Source organism: Bradyrhizobium sp. CCGB20 (genome assembly GCF_024199855.1).
In the GTDB taxonomy this organism is placed as follows: domain Bacteria; phylum Pseudomonadota; class Alphaproteobacteria; order Rhizobiales; family Xanthobacteraceae; genus Bradyrhizobium.
Genome location: NZ_JANADN010000001.1, coordinates 697,059 through 715,638, shown reverse-complemented (window position 1 = coordinate 715,638; position 18,580 = coordinate 697,059). Strand labels below are relative to the sequence as shown.

General features: G+C 62.8%; 16 protein-coding genes. 7 read left to right on the top strand and 9 right to left on the bottom strand.

Annotation, left to right across the window (positions count from 1 at the left end; all coding sequences use genetic code 11):
* Window positions 1-13 precede the first annotated feature (13 nt).
* The 4 genes from NLM15_RS03290 to NLM15_RS03275 all read right to left on the bottom strand — a co-directional run bounded on the left by NLM15_RS03290 (window position 14) and on the right by NLM15_RS03275 (window position 4,508).
* Entirely contained in the window at window positions 14-1,150 is a 1,137-nt protein-coding gene (locus NLM15_RS03290; RefSeq protein WP_254115256.1) for a 5-methyltetrahydropteroyltriglutamate--homocysteine S-methyltransferase, read from the bottom strand.
* Window positions 1,147-2,292, bottom strand: coding sequence for an ABC transporter substrate-binding protein (locus tag NLM15_RS03285; RefSeq protein ID WP_254115255.1), 1,146 nt, complete (start codon window positions 2,290-2,292; stop codon window positions 1,147-1,149). Before NLM15_RS03285 ends, NLM15_RS03290 begins: the two co-directional genes overlap by 4 nt.
* A 114-nt stretch (window positions 2,293-2,406) precedes the next feature.
* A complete protein-coding gene (locus tag NLM15_RS03280; protein ID WP_254115254.1) occupies window positions 2,407-3,513 on the bottom strand; it encodes an aromatic ring-hydroxylating dioxygenase subunit alpha in 1,107 nt (368 codons plus the stop codon).
* A 23-nt stretch (window positions 3,514-3,536) separates the two neighbouring features.
* Entirely contained in the window at window positions 3,537-4,508 is a 972-nt protein-coding gene (locus NLM15_RS03275; RefSeq protein WP_254115253.1) for a PDR/VanB family oxidoreductase, read from the bottom strand.
* A gap of 159 nt (window positions 4,509-4,667) precedes the next feature.
* On the opposite strand from NLM15_RS03275, the gene NLM15_RS03270 reads away from it, so the two are divergent.
* Window positions 4,668-5,879, top strand: a complete 1,212-nt coding sequence (locus NLM15_RS03270) for a LysR family transcriptional regulator (RefSeq protein WP_254115252.1) — start codon at window positions 4,668-4,670, stop codon at window positions 5,877-5,879.
* Between the two features lie 108 nt (window positions 5,880-5,987).
* Here NLM15_RS03270 and NLM15_RS03265 read toward each other — a convergent pair whose 3' ends face one another.
* From NLM15_RS03265 to NLM15_RS03250, 4 genes are all read right to left on the bottom strand, one after another.
* On the bottom strand, window positions 5,988-6,779 hold the full coding sequence (locus NLM15_RS03265) for a CarD family transcriptional regulator (protein WP_254115251.1): 792 nt from the start codon (window positions 6,777-6,779) through the stop codon (window positions 5,988-5,990).
* A 346-nt stretch (window positions 6,780-7,125) separates the two neighbouring features.
* Complete coding sequence (fdxA, locus tag NLM15_RS03260) at window positions 7,126-7,464, bottom strand: ferredoxin FdxA (protein ID WP_014490375.1); 339 nt, start codon at window positions 7,462-7,464, stop codon at window positions 7,126-7,128.
* A gap of 132 nt (window positions 7,465-7,596) precedes the next feature.
* Window positions 7,597-7,854, bottom strand: coding sequence for a S4 domain-containing protein (locus NLM15_RS03255; RefSeq protein ID WP_309144961.1), 258 nt, complete (start codon window positions 7,852-7,854; stop codon window positions 7,597-7,599).
* 25 nt (window positions 7,855-7,879) lie between these two features.
* Window positions 7,880-11,248 (bottom strand): helicase-related protein, encoded by a 3,369-nt coding sequence (locus NLM15_RS03250; RefSeq protein WP_254115249.1) that lies wholly within the window; start codon window positions 11,246-11,248, stop codon window positions 7,880-7,882.
* Between the two features lie 32 nt (window positions 11,249-11,280).
* Between NLM15_RS03250 and NLM15_RS03245 the strand changes: the two genes are divergently transcribed.
* Window positions 11,281-11,595 carry a hypothetical protein gene (locus tag NLM15_RS03245; RefSeq protein WP_254115248.1) on the top strand — a complete coding sequence of 105 codons (315 nt, stop codon included), beginning with the start codon at window positions 11,281-11,283 and terminating at the stop codon, window positions 11,593-11,595.
* Between the two features lie 351 nt (window positions 11,596-11,946).
* Here the strand turns inward: NLM15_RS03245 and NLM15_RS03240 are convergent, their stop codons facing one another.
* The gene (locus NLM15_RS03240; protein ID WP_375166806.1) at window positions 11,947-12,810 is read right to left on the bottom strand and encodes a DUF3108 domain-containing protein; all 864 of its coding nucleotides are present in this window, start codon (window positions 12,808-12,810) and stop codon (window positions 11,947-11,949) included.
* Window positions 12,811-13,337: 527 nt separating this feature from the next.
* Here NLM15_RS03240 and rpmB point away from each other — a divergent pair.
* The 5 genes from rpmB to NLM15_RS03215 all read left to right on the top strand — a co-directional run bounded on the left by rpmB (window position 13,338) and on the right by NLM15_RS03215 (window position 18,578).
* Window positions 13,338-13,643 carry a 50S ribosomal protein L28 gene (rpmB, locus tag NLM15_RS03235; RefSeq protein WP_254115247.1) on the top strand — a complete coding sequence of 102 codons (306 nt, stop codon included), beginning with the start codon at window positions 13,338-13,340 and terminating at the stop codon, window positions 13,641-13,643.
* A gap of 248 nt (window positions 13,644-13,891) precedes the next feature.
* A complete protein-coding gene (locus NLM15_RS03230) occupies window positions 13,892-15,055 on the top strand; it encodes an ABC-three component system protein (RefSeq protein ID WP_254115246.1) in 1,164 nt (387 codons plus the stop codon).
* A 24-nt stretch (window positions 15,056-15,079) separates the two neighbouring features.
* Window positions 15,080-15,562, top strand: a complete 483-nt coding sequence (locus NLM15_RS03225; protein ID WP_254115245.1) for a three component ABC system middle component — start codon at window positions 15,080-15,082, stop codon at window positions 15,560-15,562.
* Entirely contained in the window at window positions 15,562-17,511 is a 1,950-nt protein-coding gene (locus NLM15_RS03220) for a DUF3732 domain-containing protein (RefSeq protein ID WP_254115244.1), read from the top strand. The genes NLM15_RS03225 and NLM15_RS03220 overlap by 1 nt, the downstream gene beginning before the upstream one ends.
* Window positions 17,512-18,029: 518 nt before the next feature.
* Entirely contained in the window at window positions 18,030-18,578 is a 549-nt protein-coding gene (locus NLM15_RS03215) for a hypothetical protein (RefSeq protein WP_254115243.1), read from the top strand.
* Window positions 18,579-18,580: the final 2 nt, after the last annotated feature.

Genomic DNA, 18,580 nt, shown 5'->3' with positions numbered 1-18,580 from the left:
TTCGCTCACCCCCCTACGCCGCGCCCCAATACTCCCTTGCCGTCTGCACCACCAACGCCAGCTTGGCGCGCTGGTCGGCTTCGGTGATCAGATTGCCTTCGACCACGCTGGCGAAGCCGCATTGCGGACTGAGCGCGAGGAACGACGGATCGATCAGCCTGGCGGCCTCATCCAGCCGCCGCTTCAGGGCATCCTTGTCCTCGAGCCGGGCATGCTTGGTCGTAACCAGGCCGAGCACGACCTGCTTGCCTTTCGGCATGAAACGAAGCGGCGCGAACGAGCCGCTTCGCTCATCGTCATATTCGAGCAGGAAGCGATCGACGTTGAGCAGCGCAAAGCAGGTATCGGCGAGCCCTTCGTACGTGCCCTCCGCCAGCCAGGTGCTGCGCGCGTTACCGCGGCAGATATGGATGCCGATCGTCGTCGCCGCAGACCGCTCCGCGATGCAGTCGTTGATCAGGCGGATGTAGCGCCGCAGCCGCGTATCGGGATCATCGCCGTCGGCGACGATTTCGGCCCGCAGATGGGGATCGAGAAAGTAGCTGAGCAGGGGATCGTCGATCTGGATGTAGCGGCAGCCGGCCGCTTCCAGCGCGGCGATCTCGCGGCGGTAGACCGCGGCAACATCGGCGAAGAAGGCCTCGATATCAGGATAGACTTCGGTCGAGACCGACTTGCGGCCGCCATGAAAGTGCAGCCGTGTCGGTGACGGCACCGCGATCTTGGCGATGGACTTGGCGTTCTTCCGGACGAAGCGGAAGTCGTCGACCAGGATCGGTCCGGCCGCGCCGACCTGTCCCGAGACCCGCACCGATTTCGGCACGTATCGTGGCGCTTCATTGGTTGCAAACGCCGTCCCGCCGCCCGCGACGATCTCGACGCCTTCGAGCTTGCGGACGAAATCGATCCACCAGTTTTCGCGCCGGAACTCCCCGTCGGTGACGACGGGGAGCCCGATCCCCTCCTGATAGGCGATGACATCGGCGATCGCCTGATCCTCGATCTCATGCAGCGCAGCCGCATCGATCTCACCGAGCTCGAAGCGGCGGCGCGCGGCATGGAGACCGTCCGGACGAAGCAGGCTGCCGACGGTGTCGGCCCGGATCGGCATGGGCGAGGAGACGTTCGTCATGTGGCGCTGGTCCATCATTTGCTTTCCGACGCTCCATGCGCCGGGTCTTTCACGTTCGGAAAGGTCTCGAACTCCATGTTGTAGAGTTCGCCGTCGTGACGCTCGACCTTCCGCATATAGATGTTCTGGATGATGTCGCGCGTCGCGGGATCGATCGAAATCGGTCCGCGCGGGCTGTTCCAGCTCTGCCCTTTCATCGCGGCGAGGAGAGCATCACCATTGGTGTCGCCCTTGGTCGCCTCCACGGCACGATAGATCAGCTCGAGCGCGTCCCACGCACCGACAGCGACGACGTTCGGGCGCATGCCGGGATTGGCCGCCTTGAACTGCGCGACGAACGCCTTGTTCTCGGGCGAATCGTGGCTTGCCGAATAGGGACCGCCGGTGATGGCGCCCAGAGCCGCGTCGCCCATGTTGTTGAGGAGATCGTCGTCGGTGAGGTCGGACATCGCGACCAGCTTCATCCCGGCCTTGTCGAGGCCGCGCTCGACGAACTGCTTCATGAAATTGCCGCCAGCACCGGTCGGAACGAACACGAAGAGAGCTTCCGGCTTGGCATCGGCCGCGCGCTGGAGGAACGGCGCGAAGTCGGGATTGGCGAGCGGGACCTTGAGCTTTTCGATCACGCGGCCGCCATGAGCCTCGACGGTCTTGGCAAACCATTCCTCGGCGTCCAGGCCCGGACCGTATTCGGAGACGATGCTCACAAAGGTCTTCGGGCCCGATTTCGGTGCCCACTGGCCGATGACACTGGCGATCTGCGGGATCGATTGCGAGGTGCGCACGACATAGGGCGACTTCTCGACGATCGACGATGTCGCGGCGACCATGATCACCTGCGGCACCTTGGCCTTGGCGGCGAACGCGGCGGCCGAGAGCGCCGCAGGCGTGTTGCCGAACCCGGTCAGGATCGCGACGCGGTCCTGCGCGATCAGCTCCTGAGCAAACCGGTTGGCGTTGTCAGGCGCGCCGCGATCGTCGCGGAGGATGAACTCGATCTTGCGGCCGGCGACGGTGTCGCCCTTCTCCTTGGTGTAGGCCTTGATCGCCGCCTCGATCTGCTTGCCGTTCGACTGGAACGGCCCGGTCATCGGGATGATCACGCCGATCTTGACGGGATCCGCGGCATGAGCCGCCGCTGCCATTCCCAGAGCCGCCATTGCAGCGATGCTCCAAGACTTCAATTTCCTCTTCAGTTTCTTCTTCAATTGCTTCCTCACTTGTCCCTCCCTTGCAGTGTTGTTCTTTGTCATCGGAACGCGACGACGTTGCGCTCAGCACGCTTCCTTCGCCGACAGGCGATACATGATGCGGCGGGCCATCAGGCCGGGCTTGTCCGGCGCAAAGCTCAGGTCGCACTGCGTTTCGCCATCAGTCCGGACCACCTCGTTGATCCATTCGAGCGCTTCGACATCCTCGTGATAGGCCTGCGAATGCGCCTCGAACATGAACTTGTCGATCTCGGGATCGCCGGGGCGATAGTCGCGCGAGTTGAACCACCAGTAGTGGATCGAATTGTTGGTCTCCGGCGTGAAAACGTGGGTGATGTTGTAGCGATAGAGCGACGGCTGTCCTGAGTCCGGCGCGGGATCGAACACGCTTGCAAACGCGGTGTGAAGCGCCGGCGAGACGAAGCGCGCCTCGGAGGCGCGGTCGACCCGCTTGTGCATGATGTCGGCCGGCTTGCCGTAGACGCCCGGCGGCGGTGCATCCTTCAATTCGCGGCGGATCACGACCTGGTTGTTCTCCGTGGAGACGCTGAGCTTCGAGCGCGCATATTCCGGCGTGCCAACCGTGCCCGGATGCAGGAACGGAAAGTGGGTCTGGTCGATGAGGTTTTCGTGCATCGCCACGTAGTCCGACTTGATGTGGAAGCGGCCGGTCACGGTGCCCCACGCGGGATCGCTCAGCCACGACGTGTCGGGGATCAACGCCTCGTCGGCGAGATCGGGCGCGCCCATCCAGATCCAGGTCAGGGGACCGCGATCCGCGACCGGATAGGTCTGGACGGTCGCGGTCGCAGGCGCCTGCGTGAGCGCGGGCATGTGCGCGCAGACACCATCGGGCCCGAACTCCATGCCGTGATATCCGCAGACCAGACGATCGCCGACCAGCTTGCCGCGTGCGAGCGGAAACGACCGGTGCGGGCAGCGATTGCGCATCGCGACGGGCGCGCCGGCTGCGGTCCGGAACAATGCCACGTCAATGCCGAGCAGCTTTCGGGCCAGCGGCGTGCGGCCGATCTCGCCCGCACGCGCGCAGGCGTACCAGCAATTGCGGATCAGGGGCGTGGCATGGTTGGCGAAGTCGCCGGGCTCCTTCGGCTCCATCGCGGCGAAGACGGCCTCGTCGGTCGGTCGGGACAGGTCGATCGTATCCATCGGCTTTCAACCTTCCTTGGGGGCTAGACGTTGAGCGCCAGCGCGCGGCCAGTGATCCGCGAGCAGCAGATCGCGATCTGCCTGTTCGCGCGGTGCTCCTCGTCGCTAAAATAGCGGTCGCGATGATCGAGCTCGCCGTCACAAGCTGCGACGTCGGTGATGCAGAGACCGCATTCGCCGCGCCGGCAGCTCGACAAGGTATCGACGCCGGCAAGCTCGAGCGCATCGAGGATGGTCGTTCCGGCTCCCACCTTGACGCGGCGGCCGGTGGATAGCCGCACCTCGAAGTCACCGTCATCGGGCCTGTGGGCCGCGTTGAACACTTCGAAGCGGACGCGCTCCTTGCGCCAGCCCAGGGCGGAGGCGGCTTCGCGCAGCGCCTCGATCATCGCTACGGGGCCGCAGACATAGACGACGGTCTCGGCAGGTTGGCCGGACAGCAGCCTGACGAGATCGGGAATGCCGTCGCGGTTGCTTTCATGAAGGCTCAACCGGTCGCCGCACAGGCCTTGCAGCTCGTCGACATAGGCCATCGTGGAGCGGTCCTGCCCCGCATAAAGCATCGAGAAATCGACGTTCCGCATCCGCAGCGAGCGCGCCATCGCGAGCATGGGCGTGACGCCGATGCCGCCGGCGACCAACAGCGTCGCCGCCTGATGGCGCGCCAGCCGGAAGGCGTTGATCGGACGCGAGAGCGTCAATGCCGTGCCGGCGCGGAAAGTGTCATGAATGAATGCGGAGCCGCGCGCGCGATTCTCCCGCTGCACGGCGATGCGCCAGAAGGGCTCGGGCTCATCGCGAAGCGTGAGGGGACCGACGATGGAGTAGTGCCGGACGAAACGATGCTCACCGCCGCCGAAATGCAGCTCGATATGGCTGCCGGATTCGGCCATCGGCAAGGGGCGGCCGTCCGTGCGCTCGATGCAGAACTCGGCGATGCGGCCGGTCAGCGCGCGTCGCGCCAGCACGACGGCATCGATACCCTTGCCGGCCATGAGACCTCCCGCGCAACGCCGGCACGCCGGCGTCGCGATGATTATGGTCTCTAGCTAGCAGGATCGTGCATGGCGCCATTATGCAGGTTTTGAAATAGACCTTGCAAAATGTGAATATTATGCCGAGCGTAGCGACGCCCCGGCCTTCACAACGCATCCATGAAACGGACACCTCTCCTCACGATCAAGCAGGTGCGCGTCATCAGCGCGGTGGCGAGCTACGCCAGCCTTGCGCGCGCGAGCGAACAGCTGAACGCGAGCCAGAGCAGCCTGTCGCGTTCGATCGCGGAGGTCGAAGGCAGACTGCACCAGCAGCTGTTCGCGCGCGGTTGGACCGGCATGGAGCCGACCTCGCAGGGCGAGATCGTCATCGCGCGCTGCCGCCACATGATGTCGAGCATCCAGGCCGCACAGGAGGCGCTCAAGGCTTCCGGCGCTCGCATTGTCGATCTCGGCCATCACCTCGCCTGGGAGTTGCTCAGCGCCGTCGGCGCGATCAGAAAGACCGGCAGCGTATCGGCCGCCGCCGAATATCTCGAGCGGTCACAGCCCGACATCAGCCGTGCGCTCGCCAAAATCGCCGCGGCAACAGGCCGGCCGCCGTTCGAACGCACGCGCGCCGGCATGAAGGCGACTGGCGACGCCGTCATCCTGGCCGACCTGCACACAAAGCTGCTGATGGACGTGATGACGCTGCCGGAGCAGCTGGAGGCGTTGTCCGGCAAGGTGACGGGCCGCGTTGCCGTCGGCCTGCTGCCGTTCTCCGAGCAGGACGTCGTCGTCAAGGTGTTCGGCGAGATGCTGAGCCGTCACCGGCACGTCCGGCTCCAGGCCGTCACCGGCAGTTACGCCGCCTTGATCGATGGCCTGCGGCAGGGCGAGCTGGATTTCGTCATCGGCCCGCTGCGCGAACCGCCGCCTTACGACGTGCTCGAAGAGCGGCATCTCTTCGACGAGTTCTTCGCCGTGATAGCGCGCGCGGATCACCACCTGGCAAAAGGTCGCCGCAAGCTGAAGGATCTCGTCGGCGAGAATTGGGTCGTCGCCCCGCACGGCACGCCGACGCGCCGCTATTTCGAGGAGCTCCTGATCGGACAAGGCCTGGCGCCGCCGTCGCAGACCTGCGAGATCGTCACCTTCGCGCTCGCCGAGCAGATGGTCATGAACAGCGACGTGGTCGCCCTGCTGACCTATTCGCCTGCAAAGCTGAAGACCCTTGCGAAGGGACTGAAGGCGCTCGCCGTCGAGCTTCCCGCCAACGCGCGCGCGATCGGCCTGACCTACCGCAGGGACCAGCCGCTGACGGCCGCGCAGCAGACCTTCCTTGAAATGCTCGGCCGGAAAGCGGGAAAGCTTGCGCGCGCCATATGACGTGGCCCGCGGGGTCCCGCGGCAAGCCGACCGCCGCCGCGCGCGTCAAACAAAAAGCCCGGCCTTTCGGCCGGGCTTTTGATGGGTTGCGATCGACGCGAGAGGCGCTTAGGCGGCCTCGTCGGCGACGGTGGTGTCGTCGCCATCGGTATCGCCGTCGGCATCCGTCTCGCCCTCGCCATCGGCGGCTTCCGCCTTGGCGTTGGTGCGGCGCGGGCTCTTGGCGAGCTGGGCCTCGATCTCCTTGACCGCTTCGGTCTCGGTCGAGTGCTGCACGACCGCGATCTCGCGGGACAGACGATCGAGCGCCGCTTCATAGAGCTGGCGTTCGCTGTACGACTGCTCCGGCTGCGATTCCGAGCGGTAGAGGTCGCGCACGACTTCCGCGATCGCGACGATGTCGCCCGAATTGATCTTTGCTTCGTATTCCTGGGCGCGGCGCGACCACATGGTGCGCTTGACGCGGGCGCGGCCCTTCAGCGTCTCCAGCGCCTTCTTCACCAGCGCGGGCTCGGACAGCTTGCGCATGCCGACGTTGGCGACCTTGGCGGTCGGCACGCGCAGCGTCATCTTGTCCTTGATGAAGTTGATGACGAACAGCTCGAGCTTCGCACCGGCGATCTCCTGCTCCTCGATGGCCAGGATCTGGCCAACGCCGTGAGCGGGATAGACGACGAATTCGTTGGCCTTGAAGCCCTGGCGCTGGGTCACGACCTTCTTTTCCTCGACCTTCGGCGCAGGCGCAGCGGCCTTCACAGCCGGCTTGGCAACCACAGGAGCCTTGGCAGGAGCAGCAGCAACAGGGGCCTTCGGCGCGGCGGGCTTGGCAGCGGGAGCCTTGGCAGCAGCAGGCTTGGCAACGGTCGCTTTCGCGGCCGGTTTGGCAGTCTTGTTAGGCATTGCGCTTCTTTTGTTCTTCGAGGACTTTGCAGCCGGCGCCTTCGTCGCGGTCCGACCCTTGGATGCGCTACGGCTGGCCGCGGCGACTTTTTTGGCCTCCTTATGGGAAGCCCTCGCTGAAGTACTCTTTTTACGCGTTTTCTGTGACACAGCCTGCGCGCGGAAACTGCCACGCCCCTGTTTCGACATTTGGTTTCACGGGAACCCAACGGGGCCAACTGGGCTGACTGGGTTCAGCTTAATGTGCCCAATATAGCACATTTCCCGCAAAAATCAATGATTTAGGGGTCTTGAGGGCTGGTTTTCGGCGTTGACGAAGGTATTAGGGTTAAGTTTGCGCCGGAATTTAGTCACCGGAGCCGGGGTTCGGAGAAAAATATTTCTCGAACTTGCCTTCCTGACCGTCGAATTCCTTCGCGTCCGGGGGTGATTCTTTCTTCTGGGTGATGTTCGGCCAGCTCTTGGCGTAGTCGGCGTTGACCTGGAGCCACTTTTCAAGGCCCGGTTCCGTGTCCGGCTTGATGGCGTCGGCAGGGCATTCCGGCTCGCACACGCCGCAGTCGATGCATTCGTCAGGATGGATGACGAGCATGTTGTCGCCCTCGTAGAAACAGTCGACCGGGCAGACCTCGACGCAGTCGGTGTACTTGCACTTGATGCAGTTTTCAGTGACGACGTAAGTCATCCAACGCTCCGAAAAGCTCTTTTAAAAGTCGCGGCTTGCGTAGCGCGGATGGCCCGGCGCCGCAAGGTCGGGAACGGCCGATCATGACGGCTTTATGTGTTTGATCGACCAAGAAATGAATTCAATGCGCAATTAATTGCGCTTCGCTTCATTCAGTTCCTCGTAGAGCACGCGGGCCGAGGCGGCATCGCCGCGGCGCTCGTTGAAGGCGGTGACTTTCAGCACCCGCACGGTGCGATCAAGCGCGATGGTGATGACGTCACCGATCTTGATCGCATGGCCCGGCGACTTTTCGCGCTCACCATTGACGCGGACGTGGCCGGTGACGACGAGCTCGGCCGCGGAGGTGCGCGCCTTCACCACCCGCGCGTGCCAGAGCCATTTGTCGATGCGCTGCCGCTCGGTCGTCGTGGGATCACTCCTTGCGGCCGGACAGCTGCTCTTTCAGCGCGGCGAGCTTTGCGAAGGGCGAGTTCGGATCGGCGGGACGATCGCGCTCGCGCGGATTCGCGCTCGATGCGTAGGGACGCAGCGACGGGCCGCCCTGGCGGTCACGGCCCTTGTCGCGGTCGCGGCCACGATTGTCGCGGCCCTTGTCGCGATCACCGCCGAACTTGCCCTTGTTGTCGCGGTTGCGATCGCGATCCTTGTTGTCGCGATCCTTGCCCTGAAAACTGCGGTTCCGGTCGTCGCGGCGCTCGCCGCCCTCGCCACCTTCGCGCGGCTTGCGGAAGTCTCTCCCACCATCTCTGCGACCGCCGCCATGACGATGGCGCTCGCCGCGCTTCTCGCCATCGGCGGCCTGCGCCGCTTCGCCTTCGGCGGGCGCGGCGGCTGCTTCGGCACCGGCCTGCGGGCGCTGGCCGTGGTGACGCTGATGGCGATGACGCTCGTGGCGCGGCTTGCGGTCCTCGTGACGGCCGCCGGGACGCCAGACCTCGACGAGTTCGGGCTCGGCAGGCGCAGCGGCAGCCTCGGGCGCGGCGGCATCGGGCGATGCGGCGGCTTCCGTCGCGGCGGCCTCGGCGGGCGCGGCCTCAACAGCCTCGACGGGCGCAGCAGGCTCTTCCGCCGGCGGCGCGATGCCGGGGGCGTCTTCCGGTGTGACGGGGGCATCTGGCGATGCTTCGAACGCCGGCTCTTCCTGCGCTCCCTCGTCGTGCTGCTCCATCCCGGGCGCATCTTCGACGGTGACAGGCTCGCCGGCGGCTTCGATGGCCGTCTCTGCAGAGGCAGCGGCCTCCTCGGCCGCAGGCGTCTCAGAAGAAACTTCAGCAGCCGGCGTCTCGGCAGCGGCAGGCGCCGCGGGCTTCACCGGCAGCGGCGGACGCTTGTCCATGCGATAGCCGAGCGCGCGCAACACCGAGGCGAAATCTTCGCCGGCCGAGCCGGTGAGCGAGGTCATCGCCTGCGTCACCACAAAACTGCGGCCATCGAACGCGCCGGCGGGCTTCTCGCCGGGCGAGTTCTCGCGCCAGGCCAGCGCCGGCCGGATCAGGTCGGCCAGGCGCTCCAGGATGTCGACGCGCACGGCGCGCTCGCCGGCCTGCTTGTAGCCGAGCACGCGATAGGCATCGCGCGGCAGCTGCTTGTCGACCGGGAACGAGGTGCGGCCCGAAGATGCCAGATGCTGCGCGCCCGACAGCGACGACAGATCGACATTGTCCTGCTTGAGCGCCCACAGCAGCGCGGCCAGCGCACGCCCGGCGGGCTTCAACAGGCCGGGGAAATAGATGTGATAGGCGCCGAAGCGGACGCCGTATTTGCGCAGGACCGCGCGCGAGGGCTGGTCGAGATCCTTCAGCTCGTTGGCGATCTTCGGACGCTCGAGCACGCCGAGCGCCTCGACGAGCTGATAGGCGATGCCGCGGGCAATGCCGGTGACGTCCTCGGCCTTCGACAGCTCGAACATCGGCCCGAGCAGCTTCTCGATATGCGTCTTGAGCCAGAGCTCGAGCCGGGCCTGCACCTTCTCACGGGGGCTACCTGTGAGGCGCTCGTCCGAGATGATGCGGATGCGCGGATGCAGCGCGTCCTCCGCGGCAGACAGGCGCGCCACGGCGTCGCCGGTCCAGCGGATGGTGCCTTCCGACGTCAGCACGAACTGATCGTCCGGCGCATTGCCCAGTTTCTCGGCGCGCGCGTTGATCTCGCCGGCGAGCACCGCTTGCGCTGCAGCCTGCAAGGCTTTCGCGTCGGAGCCGGCTTCCGCCGCATCCGGTGCAAAGGTGAAGCCGTCGAGGCGGCCGATGACATGGCCTTCGACGATGACTTCGCCGGTCTTGCCGATTTCCGTATTCAAGCTCGTGTTCTCCCGCAGGCGGCGCATCAATACACTGGTCCGGCGATCAACGAAACGCTCAGTCAAGCGTTCGTGGAGCGCATCCGATAATTTATTTTCGACCTCCCGCGCGATCCCCTGCCAGCGTTCGGGGTCTTTCAGCCAGTCCGGGCGGTTGGCGACGAAGGTCCAGGTGCGGATCTGCGCGATCCGGGCCGACAGCGTGTCGATGTCGCCGTCGATGCGGTCGGCCTGGTCGACCTGGGCGGCAAACCAGGCATCGGGAATGCATCCCTTCTGCATCAGGAAGCCGTAGAGCGTGGTGACGAGCTCGGCATGGGCGGCCGGCGACAGCTTTCGGTAGTCCGGGACCTGGCAGGCCTCCCAGAGACGCTCCACCGCCGCCTTGCCATGCGCGACGTCGCGCACCTCGACGTCGCGGGCGGCGTGGTCGAGCACGCGCATGTCCTCGGCGATCGGCGCGCGCGTCAGCGCCTCATGGCCGGGGGCGAGGTTCAGGGACACCTGGAGCGCGCCGAGGGAGGAAAAATCCAGCTTCGAATTGCGCCATTGCAGCATCTTCACGGGGTCGAAGGTGTGGTTCTGGAGCGCGTTGACCAGCTCAGGCTCGAACGGCGCGCAGCGGCCTGTGGTCCCGAAAGTGCCGTTGCGCGTGGCGCGGCCGGCGCGGCCGGCGATCTGCGCGAACTCGGACGGCGTCAGGCGGCGGAACTGGTAGCCGTCGAACTTGCGGTCGGAGGCAAAGGCGACGTGGTCGACGTCGAGATTGAGGCCCATGCCGACGGCGTCGGTGGCGACGAGATAATCGACGTCGCCGTTCTGGAACATCTCGACCTGAGCGTTCCGTGTGCGAGGGCTGAGCGATCCCAGCACCACGGCGGCGCCGCCATGCTGGCGGCGGATCAGCTCGGCGATGGCGTAGACCTCGTCGGCGGAGAAGGCGACGATGGCGGTGCGGCGCGGCTGGCGCGTGATCTTGCGATCGCCGGCGAATTCCAGCTGCGACAGGCGCGGCCGCGTGATCATGGACACGCCGGGCAAGAGCCGCTCGATGATCGGGCGCATCGTGGCGGCGCCCAAGAGCAGCGTCTCGTCGCGGCCGCGGCGGTTGAGGATGCGGTCGGTGAAGACGTGGCCGCGCTCCAGATCAGATGCGATCTGGACCTCGTCGACGGCGAGGAAGGAGACATCGAGGTCGCGCGGCATCGCCTCGACGGTGGAGACCCAGTAGCGCGGCGATTTCGGCTTGATCTTCTCCTCGCCGGTCACGAGCGCGACGGCTTCGCTGCCGACCCGGGCTGCGATCTTGTTGTAGACCTCGCGCGCGAGCAGCCGCAGCGGCAGCCCGATCATCCCCGAGGGATGCGCCAGCATCCGCTCGATGGCGAGATGGGTCTTGCCGGTGTTGGTCGGCCCGAGCACCGCAGTGACGCCAGCGCCGGGCGCGCGCTCGGAAGCGAAGGGGGAGGAAGAGAAGGCCATGTCTGGGGATTAGGTAGTGGCGATTTGGGCGAATGTCAGTGCTGTATGGGGCGTTGCGGGGGCTGGTGAGTGTCGGCCATGTCTCCGAACGCTCCATGGCCGCCGCCCCCACAGCTGTCATCGCCCGGCTCGACCGGGCGATCCAGTACGCCGAAGCGGTTGTGGCAGGGCCGAGAAGCAGCGGCGTACTGGATGCCCCGGTCAAGCCGGGGCATGACAGCGGAGTGTGTGGGGGCATCCCCAAAAATCCCGCGCAACTGTCTCACTTTGCGACGCTTTTCCCGTTGGCCTTAAGCTTCGGAACGACTCTAGAACGAATCGCGGCCGAATCGCTGACTCCCCGTTGAGTCCCGTTCCGTTCACGCAACATGTCGCGGGGCTCGTATTATTTTCGCACTAGATGGAGTTTTGCCCTGCCGCACAAGCGGCGTTTCGATGACCGGTTCCTTAAAATTGGGGACGGCGCGGAGTCGAATCAGAATTGGGGTGGAGTCAAATGGATTCCCGGCAGCCGACGCCCGAACTCATATTCGTGAAAACAACCCCATGCACAGTAGGCAAGTCATTGATTTTGTTTGACTTATTTTTCAGCCTTAGAGGCGGGTCGTAGCCCGCATGAGCAAAGCGACATGCGGGGCTTCCGTCTCGGTCGCAGTCCCGGATATCGCTTCGCTCATCCGGGCTACGGCGGCAGGGCCTTACTGCGTCTTGGCGACCCGTGGCGGCTGGGGGGAGGTGATGAAGCTGGTGGCTTCCAGCATCGCCGGGCCCAACGGCGTCGGCACTTTCAGCCAGAACGGAACCAAAATCCGCGTGCCGGCCACAGGGGCGAACGCGATCTCGATGTTGCGCTGGGCGGCGAGGTATTTGATCACGGGGCGGTCGGGGATGTAGCCGGCGACGGGCACGAAATAGAGCGAGCAGACCACGACCGGGCCCTTGTAGCCCTTCTCCGCCTTCACCGTCTCCATGCGCTTGAAATCGAGCTTGAGGTCGTAGCGCATGCGGCCGTCGAACACCGGGGCGGCGTTGTGGCAGGCGTCCGGCGTCACGGGATCGCCGGTGCCGGGCACGCGCAGCAGCGAGGCCGTCATCGGGTCCCAGACGCCGCGACGATGCGCGTCGGTGACGACGATGCGGTCGGCATCGACAGGCGGCTCCGGCACGATGCCGAACTCCTTCACATTGCCCTTGTCGAGCGTGATGCGGATCTCTTCGGTCTTCTTCGAGGTGGTGGTGGAGGCCTGGTAGCCGGTCGCGACCAGCGCGCCGTTGACGACGCGCCCCTGCGAGGCGCCGGTGCCGGACCCGCCCGCGAAGGATTTCAGCAGCCCCGTGGTGCCGCCCGAGGCCGCGGCCGCGAACACGTCGTCGCCGATGTCGATGTTCCAGGCGCCCTTGCCGACGGGAATGCCGGCCAGCGTCGCCTCATACTGCGCCTCGAGTTTGCCCTGCGCCGCGACGGGATCCGCCCCCCAGGCCACGACCAGCCCGCAAAGGGCCGCGAAGGCCAGCCGGCCGGCGGAGTGCCGCCGGGGCAGATGTCGAAAAGATGTGAGCACGAAACAATCCAATCGGGGCGCGAACGGTTGTTACTTAAGCCAAAAACTGGGTCAAACAATGAGTCCGGGCGTGAGCTTTGCGGAACTCCACCGGACTATTCGTGTGCGAATACGCCCTTTATGTGATGGTAAGGCGCGCTAATCATTGCCGTTTTTGTGATCGGGGTGGGTCAGGAGAGCGCACCTCACCCCGCCTCCTCCGCCGTCATGCCCCGGCTTGGCCGGGGCATCCAGTACGCCGCGGCCCCTCTGGTCATCGCAGGCGCCTCGGCGTACTGGATCGCCCGGTCCCGGCTCCGCCAAGGCTACGCCGGGCCCACGGGGGCGCTCGGCCGCCGAAGCTTCGGCGAAGGCGGCGAGCCGGGCGATGACGCCTGCCGTGGGGCAAGAAACCTGCCCAAAACCTTGACTACCCGCCCCTTCCCCCCTATACGTCCGCCCGCTCCCTGCAAGGACAGAGAATTAGCCCCCGTGGCGCCCAGAATGGCGGCCGCAACCCGTTGGGGGACAGGACAAGGATTTTAGAGATGTCTCGCCGCTGCGAACTGACGGCCAAGGGCCCCCTCGTCGGCCACAAGGTCAGCCACTCCAACATCAAGACCAAGCGCCGCTTCCTGCCGAACCTCGTCAACGTGACGTTCATGAGCGAAGCCCTGGAGCGCAACGTGCGCCTGCGCGTCTCGACCAATGCGGTCAAGAGCGTCGACCACAATGGCGGCCTCGATGCCTTCCTGCTCAAGGCCAAGGCCGACTTGCTGTCGCCGCGCGCCCTCGAGCTGAAGCGCGCCATCCAGAAGAAGGTCGGCGACGCGCCGGTCAAGAAGGCCAGCTAATCCAATTTTGAAATCGGGCGGGGGCTAGGTTGCGTCGCGTGGCGTAGGCTTAGCCAGTAGAGTTTTGCGTTGACGGCCGGATCGGAAGATCCGGCCGTTTTTGTTGTGCACCACGGTTGCGGCGTCTCATTGCGAGGACTCCCCTCGTTGCGAATCGCAGCCTATGCTTTAGCCTTATTGGCCATCAACCGCGGCGTGCATAAAAAGAAAAGGGAGAAAAACGTCTCGGTCTACAGAGCAAGGACGGAATGAACGTTGCTGTAAAGGCTGCAAAGCATGCTGCACCCGGGCCATATTTGGGCTTCGCGCTCCAACCGGTTCGACTCTGCTATCACCTTCTGACTTGTCCCGGAGAAGCTCAAGTCTCTTTAGAGCTGCTTGATGATGTGGCTGTCCATTACGCCGACCGGACCCTCGCGCTAGAGCAGACGAAAAGTGCCCTTAAGCAAAACCCGCTGTCGGATTGGGCTGCGGACCTTTGGAAGGCGATCGCCAATTGGCTCGACAGCGCGGCAAGTAGGACAATTGACCCTAACAAGTGTCAATTTCGGATCTACGTTTCCCCTCTCCACACAGGCTCTTTGGCCCAGGCACTAAACGATTGCAACTCAGACGCGGACGTCGAAGAGCTGACTGCCGCCGTAGCTTTAAGCTTCAAGAAGAAGAAACCGTCGGCTTGCGCCCCTTACGTTCAGCGCTTTCTTTCAGCGAGCGACGATGAGCGCACCGCCATCATAACTCGATTGGCAATTGTTAGCGAAACCGATCCACTTGAGAGCCTGCGCGCGCTCATCAAGACAACGGTTGTCCCCGAGTTGGTAGACGTTCTTTGTGAGTCTGCGATCGGAATGGCCAAAGAGCAGGCCGACGAACTAATCCGGCAAGGAAAAGCAGCAAAGATAGATGGCGACAGGTTCAAGGCAAACTTCATAGCCTTTGTTCAGCGGAACAACCTTCCCGGCCTGCTGACATCCCTCACTGAAAAACCCAACGAAAGCGAGGTCACGGCTATTCTCATTCAGCGTCCGACTTTTATCCAACAGCTTGAGATCATTGACTCAAGCTACGATGATCGAGTGAGGGCCGTTAGCGACTTTCTTCGTTCATCCTCTGATAAGACCCGCTGGGCCGAAGCCGGACTCGTCTTCGAGGGAAGCTTACGCGAATTCGATGATTCTCTTGTGTGGCGCCACGGGCTCATCTCCACCGAGGTAGCGGACCTCTCCCCGCTCAATGACTCTGCCCGCCAAGGGCGCGCAATTTACCGACGCTGCGCCCAGTTACAAATTCCGATCGATGGCCGGGCAGTCCCGGAGCATTTCGTCCATGGCTGCTTCAATGCCTTAGCCGACGCCAAGCGATTAGGCTGGCATCCAGAGTACGAAGCACTACTCGGACCAAACGAGGATTGATTCTAAGTGCCAAGCTCGCGACCATTGGACGAAATTGAGATCATCCAAAATCCAGCCTTGGGTGCATATGTTCTTTGGCGATTTGGGCTTGGATACCAAGCGGAAGATGGCCGCAATCCGCTATTTCCGCTGTCCTTCCTAGTTTTGCCACTTCTGCTTCATCGACCGACTCTAGATATTGTTAGCTCGACTCTGAAACCATCAGGACTTGCACTGTTTGCAGCAAAGCTAGGCAAGGAACGAGAAAATCTTCTCGCCGTACATGACCGCGCCCTTGCACTTCGCCCTCTCACTTTGCAATCGGTTGGCCTAGGCATTAGCCAGCGCCTATTAACGCTTGACTATGCGTCAACCACTATTCGCGCAAATGGATTGGGGGACGGCGCGCGAAATCCAAAACTTCCAGAGCGAATTAAAGCATTTTCCGGAGCAGCGGAGAAAGTCGGCTTTTGGTTCTCACAGCTGAGCTTTCAGCAAGTCGGCTCGATTTTGGCGGTGGAGTTCTGATGTATTTTCAGATTCGCAAGCTCATACTGTGGCCTCGCACAAACAACCCTCCAAGGGTTGTCGGTTTTAAGCACGGCGTCGTAAACGTTATCAGCGGCGCATCGAAAACAGGAAAATCAGCAGTCATTCCAATCATTGACTATTGTTTGTGCTCCGACAGGTGCGCCATACCTGTAGGCGTAATTCGCGAAAAGTGCGGATGGTTCGGAATCGTTATCGAAACCGTAGAGGGCCTAAAGCTCTTAGCTAGACGCGAACCCGGCGACCAACAGAGCACCGGAGATATGTATTTTCTGGAAGGTCGCGAAGTAAACATCCCCGATCGCATAGAGGGCAAGAACGCTAACCTCGACTTCGTCAAGAACGCGCTCAATCGGGTAGCCACCCTAACCAACCTAGAATTCGATCCAAACTCGGAGAGCGGATACAAAGCGCGGCCAAGCTTTCGCGACCTTATGGCATTTACGTTTCAGCCACAGAACATCGTCGCAAATCCAGACGTTATGTTCTTCAAGGCAGACACTACCGAGCATCGCGAGAAGCTAAAAACTATTTTTCCTTATGTCCTGGGCGCTGTTACAGGTGCAATTCTACAAGCCAGATTTGAATTAGATCGACTCAATCGCATTTTGCGACGCAAAGAAGCAGAAATGAGAGCGATAGCTTCAGCTAGCTCCGCATGGCAGTCGGAGGCGCAGGGGTGGTTGAGGCAGGCGATCGAACTTGGGCTGCTAGCCGCAAACGAGACTATCCCTCCGGATTGGGCAAATATCGTAGATCTACTTCGAGAGGTAGTTACCGACAAAGCCACCAATGCAAGACCCTCGCTCGCAGGAATCGACGTAACCTTGAAAAGGTTGGAGACGCTAAGATCGAGAGAGAGCGAGCTAGCGGAAAAGCTTCACGAACATCGGCAACGACTGAATGAGCTTCGACGACTTCATGAGAGCAGCGAATTCTATGCCGGATCAATGCACGTGCAGCGCGATCGACTTGCCCTCGCCAGCTGGATTCGCGGCTTGGTTGACGACAAATCTGACAATCCCATTGCTGAGCTTAGTGGAGGCGATAGAGACAAGCTCGTGAAGCTTTGCGACAATCTGGACGCTCTGGATGTAAGACTTAAGTCTCTCCCAAGTGTATCAGGCACGCTAGACAAAGAAATGCTCAGACAGCGATCGGCCACGGAGGAGGTACTTAGTCGGCTAAACGAAACTCGGAATGAGATTTCTAGCTTAGAGCGAGATTCCGAGACTGCACGTAGAGCTACTGACCATTTCGATCGGATCGAACGTTTCTTAGGACGTCTTGAGCAAGCACTGCAGTTGTATGATCGCGCCGACCAATCGTCGGACTTGCGTACAGAGATCGCCACACTTCGAAAGCAAATCGAAGATCTTCAGAAGATCATTTCCGAAGCGGAGATTCGTCGCAAGCTAAACAACGCTCTTGCCAGAGTTGAAAGTATGACCAGCCAAATGGTCCCTCAGCTTGACGCCGAATGGCCTGACGCTCCGGTTAGACTCATAATTGAGGACCTTACCGTGAAGGTAATTCGCGGCAGCCGAGACGACTATCTTTGGGAGATCGGCAGTGGCGCAAACTGGCTCGCGTATCATATTAGCATCACACTTGCTCTACAGAAGTTCTTCCTGACCGAACCTCAACATTTCGTGCCGGGCTTTTTAGTCTACGATCAACCAAGCCAAGTTTACTTTCCGAAACGCACCGCGAGCGACGATACGGCAGAGGGGTTCACTCTGCGAGATCAAGACATTGTAGCTGTCCGCAAGGTGTTTGCCCTGTTGGGGCGGGAAGCGGAAGCGGCCGGCGGCCGCCTTCAGATTATCGTGCTTGATCACGCGGATGAGGGAGTTTGGGGTGACCTTCCGGGAGTCGCTCTAACAGAGGAGTGGCGTGGCCAAGCTCTTGTACCTTCCGAATGGTAGCGCTGGTGGAGCCGGACGAGAATGTCAGAATACGACGCTGGTCCGACGGAAGTTATAACCTGCGCGACAACAATTTGCTGCGGTTCTTGCTTCTCTTGGTAGAGGAAGTTTCGCAGACCCAAAGGGTCCGAATTCAAGAAGACAGCGGCTAGATTCGACGAACACTTCCCCTTTTTCGATACACTCGCCTGGGCAGCATCACCGGCATACCGTGGAGCGCGACCGCATAACCAACACCTCACCGAAAACCTCGTCATTTGCTGTAACCGCACCGGCAACGAGATCTCGGAGAACTTCTCCAACGTCCTGAAGCTCTGTCGCTGCCTGCGGTAGACCGACAGGACGTAAAGCCGCGGCGGATGGTGTCCTGCGGCCCCCGGGCCGATCCGGCGCCGCCACCCGTAAACAACACCCCTCGCGCGTTAACCGTCCGTTAACCAACGCAGCCTAGCTTCGACTCATCGTCCAGCCACCATTAGCCCGAAATGCCTTCCCGGTTCGCTCCAGGAGAAGCGCCGATGTGCGTTGCGTTGTTGACGTATGCCGATCTCAGTACCCGCCTCGATATCTCGCGCGAGGCCGCGCGTTCGTTGGCCAGGCGACGCGGCTGGCCGCGCTCGCGTTCGGATGACGGCAAGGCCCTGGTGAGCGTTGATCTCTCCGAACTCCGTTACACGCCCCGCCCGCGGCGTCGCCGCCAGGCAGGCCAGGTCGATGCCCCCATCGCCAGGATCGAGCCGGTCGAGATCGATGCCTCCATGGCTGAGATCGAGGCCATCAAGATCGAGGCATTCAAGGCGGAGATCGCGCGGCTCGAAGCCGTTGCAGCCGGCTATCGGGCGGTTTTCGAGCGCGAGCACGAGCGCGCCGATCGCCTGGCGGCCGAGCTACTGCAGGCGGCCGCCGAGACGAAGGCCGCCAATGCGTGGGCGGCACGGCTGGAAGACGAAGTGGCGGCGCTGCGGACCGGCCGACAGGCCGGCGGCTCGATCGCGGGACAGGCCGCGCATCGATTGGGACGTCTGGCCGCTTCCATCGTGCAAGCAGACCGCGCTGCCAGCAGGTAGCA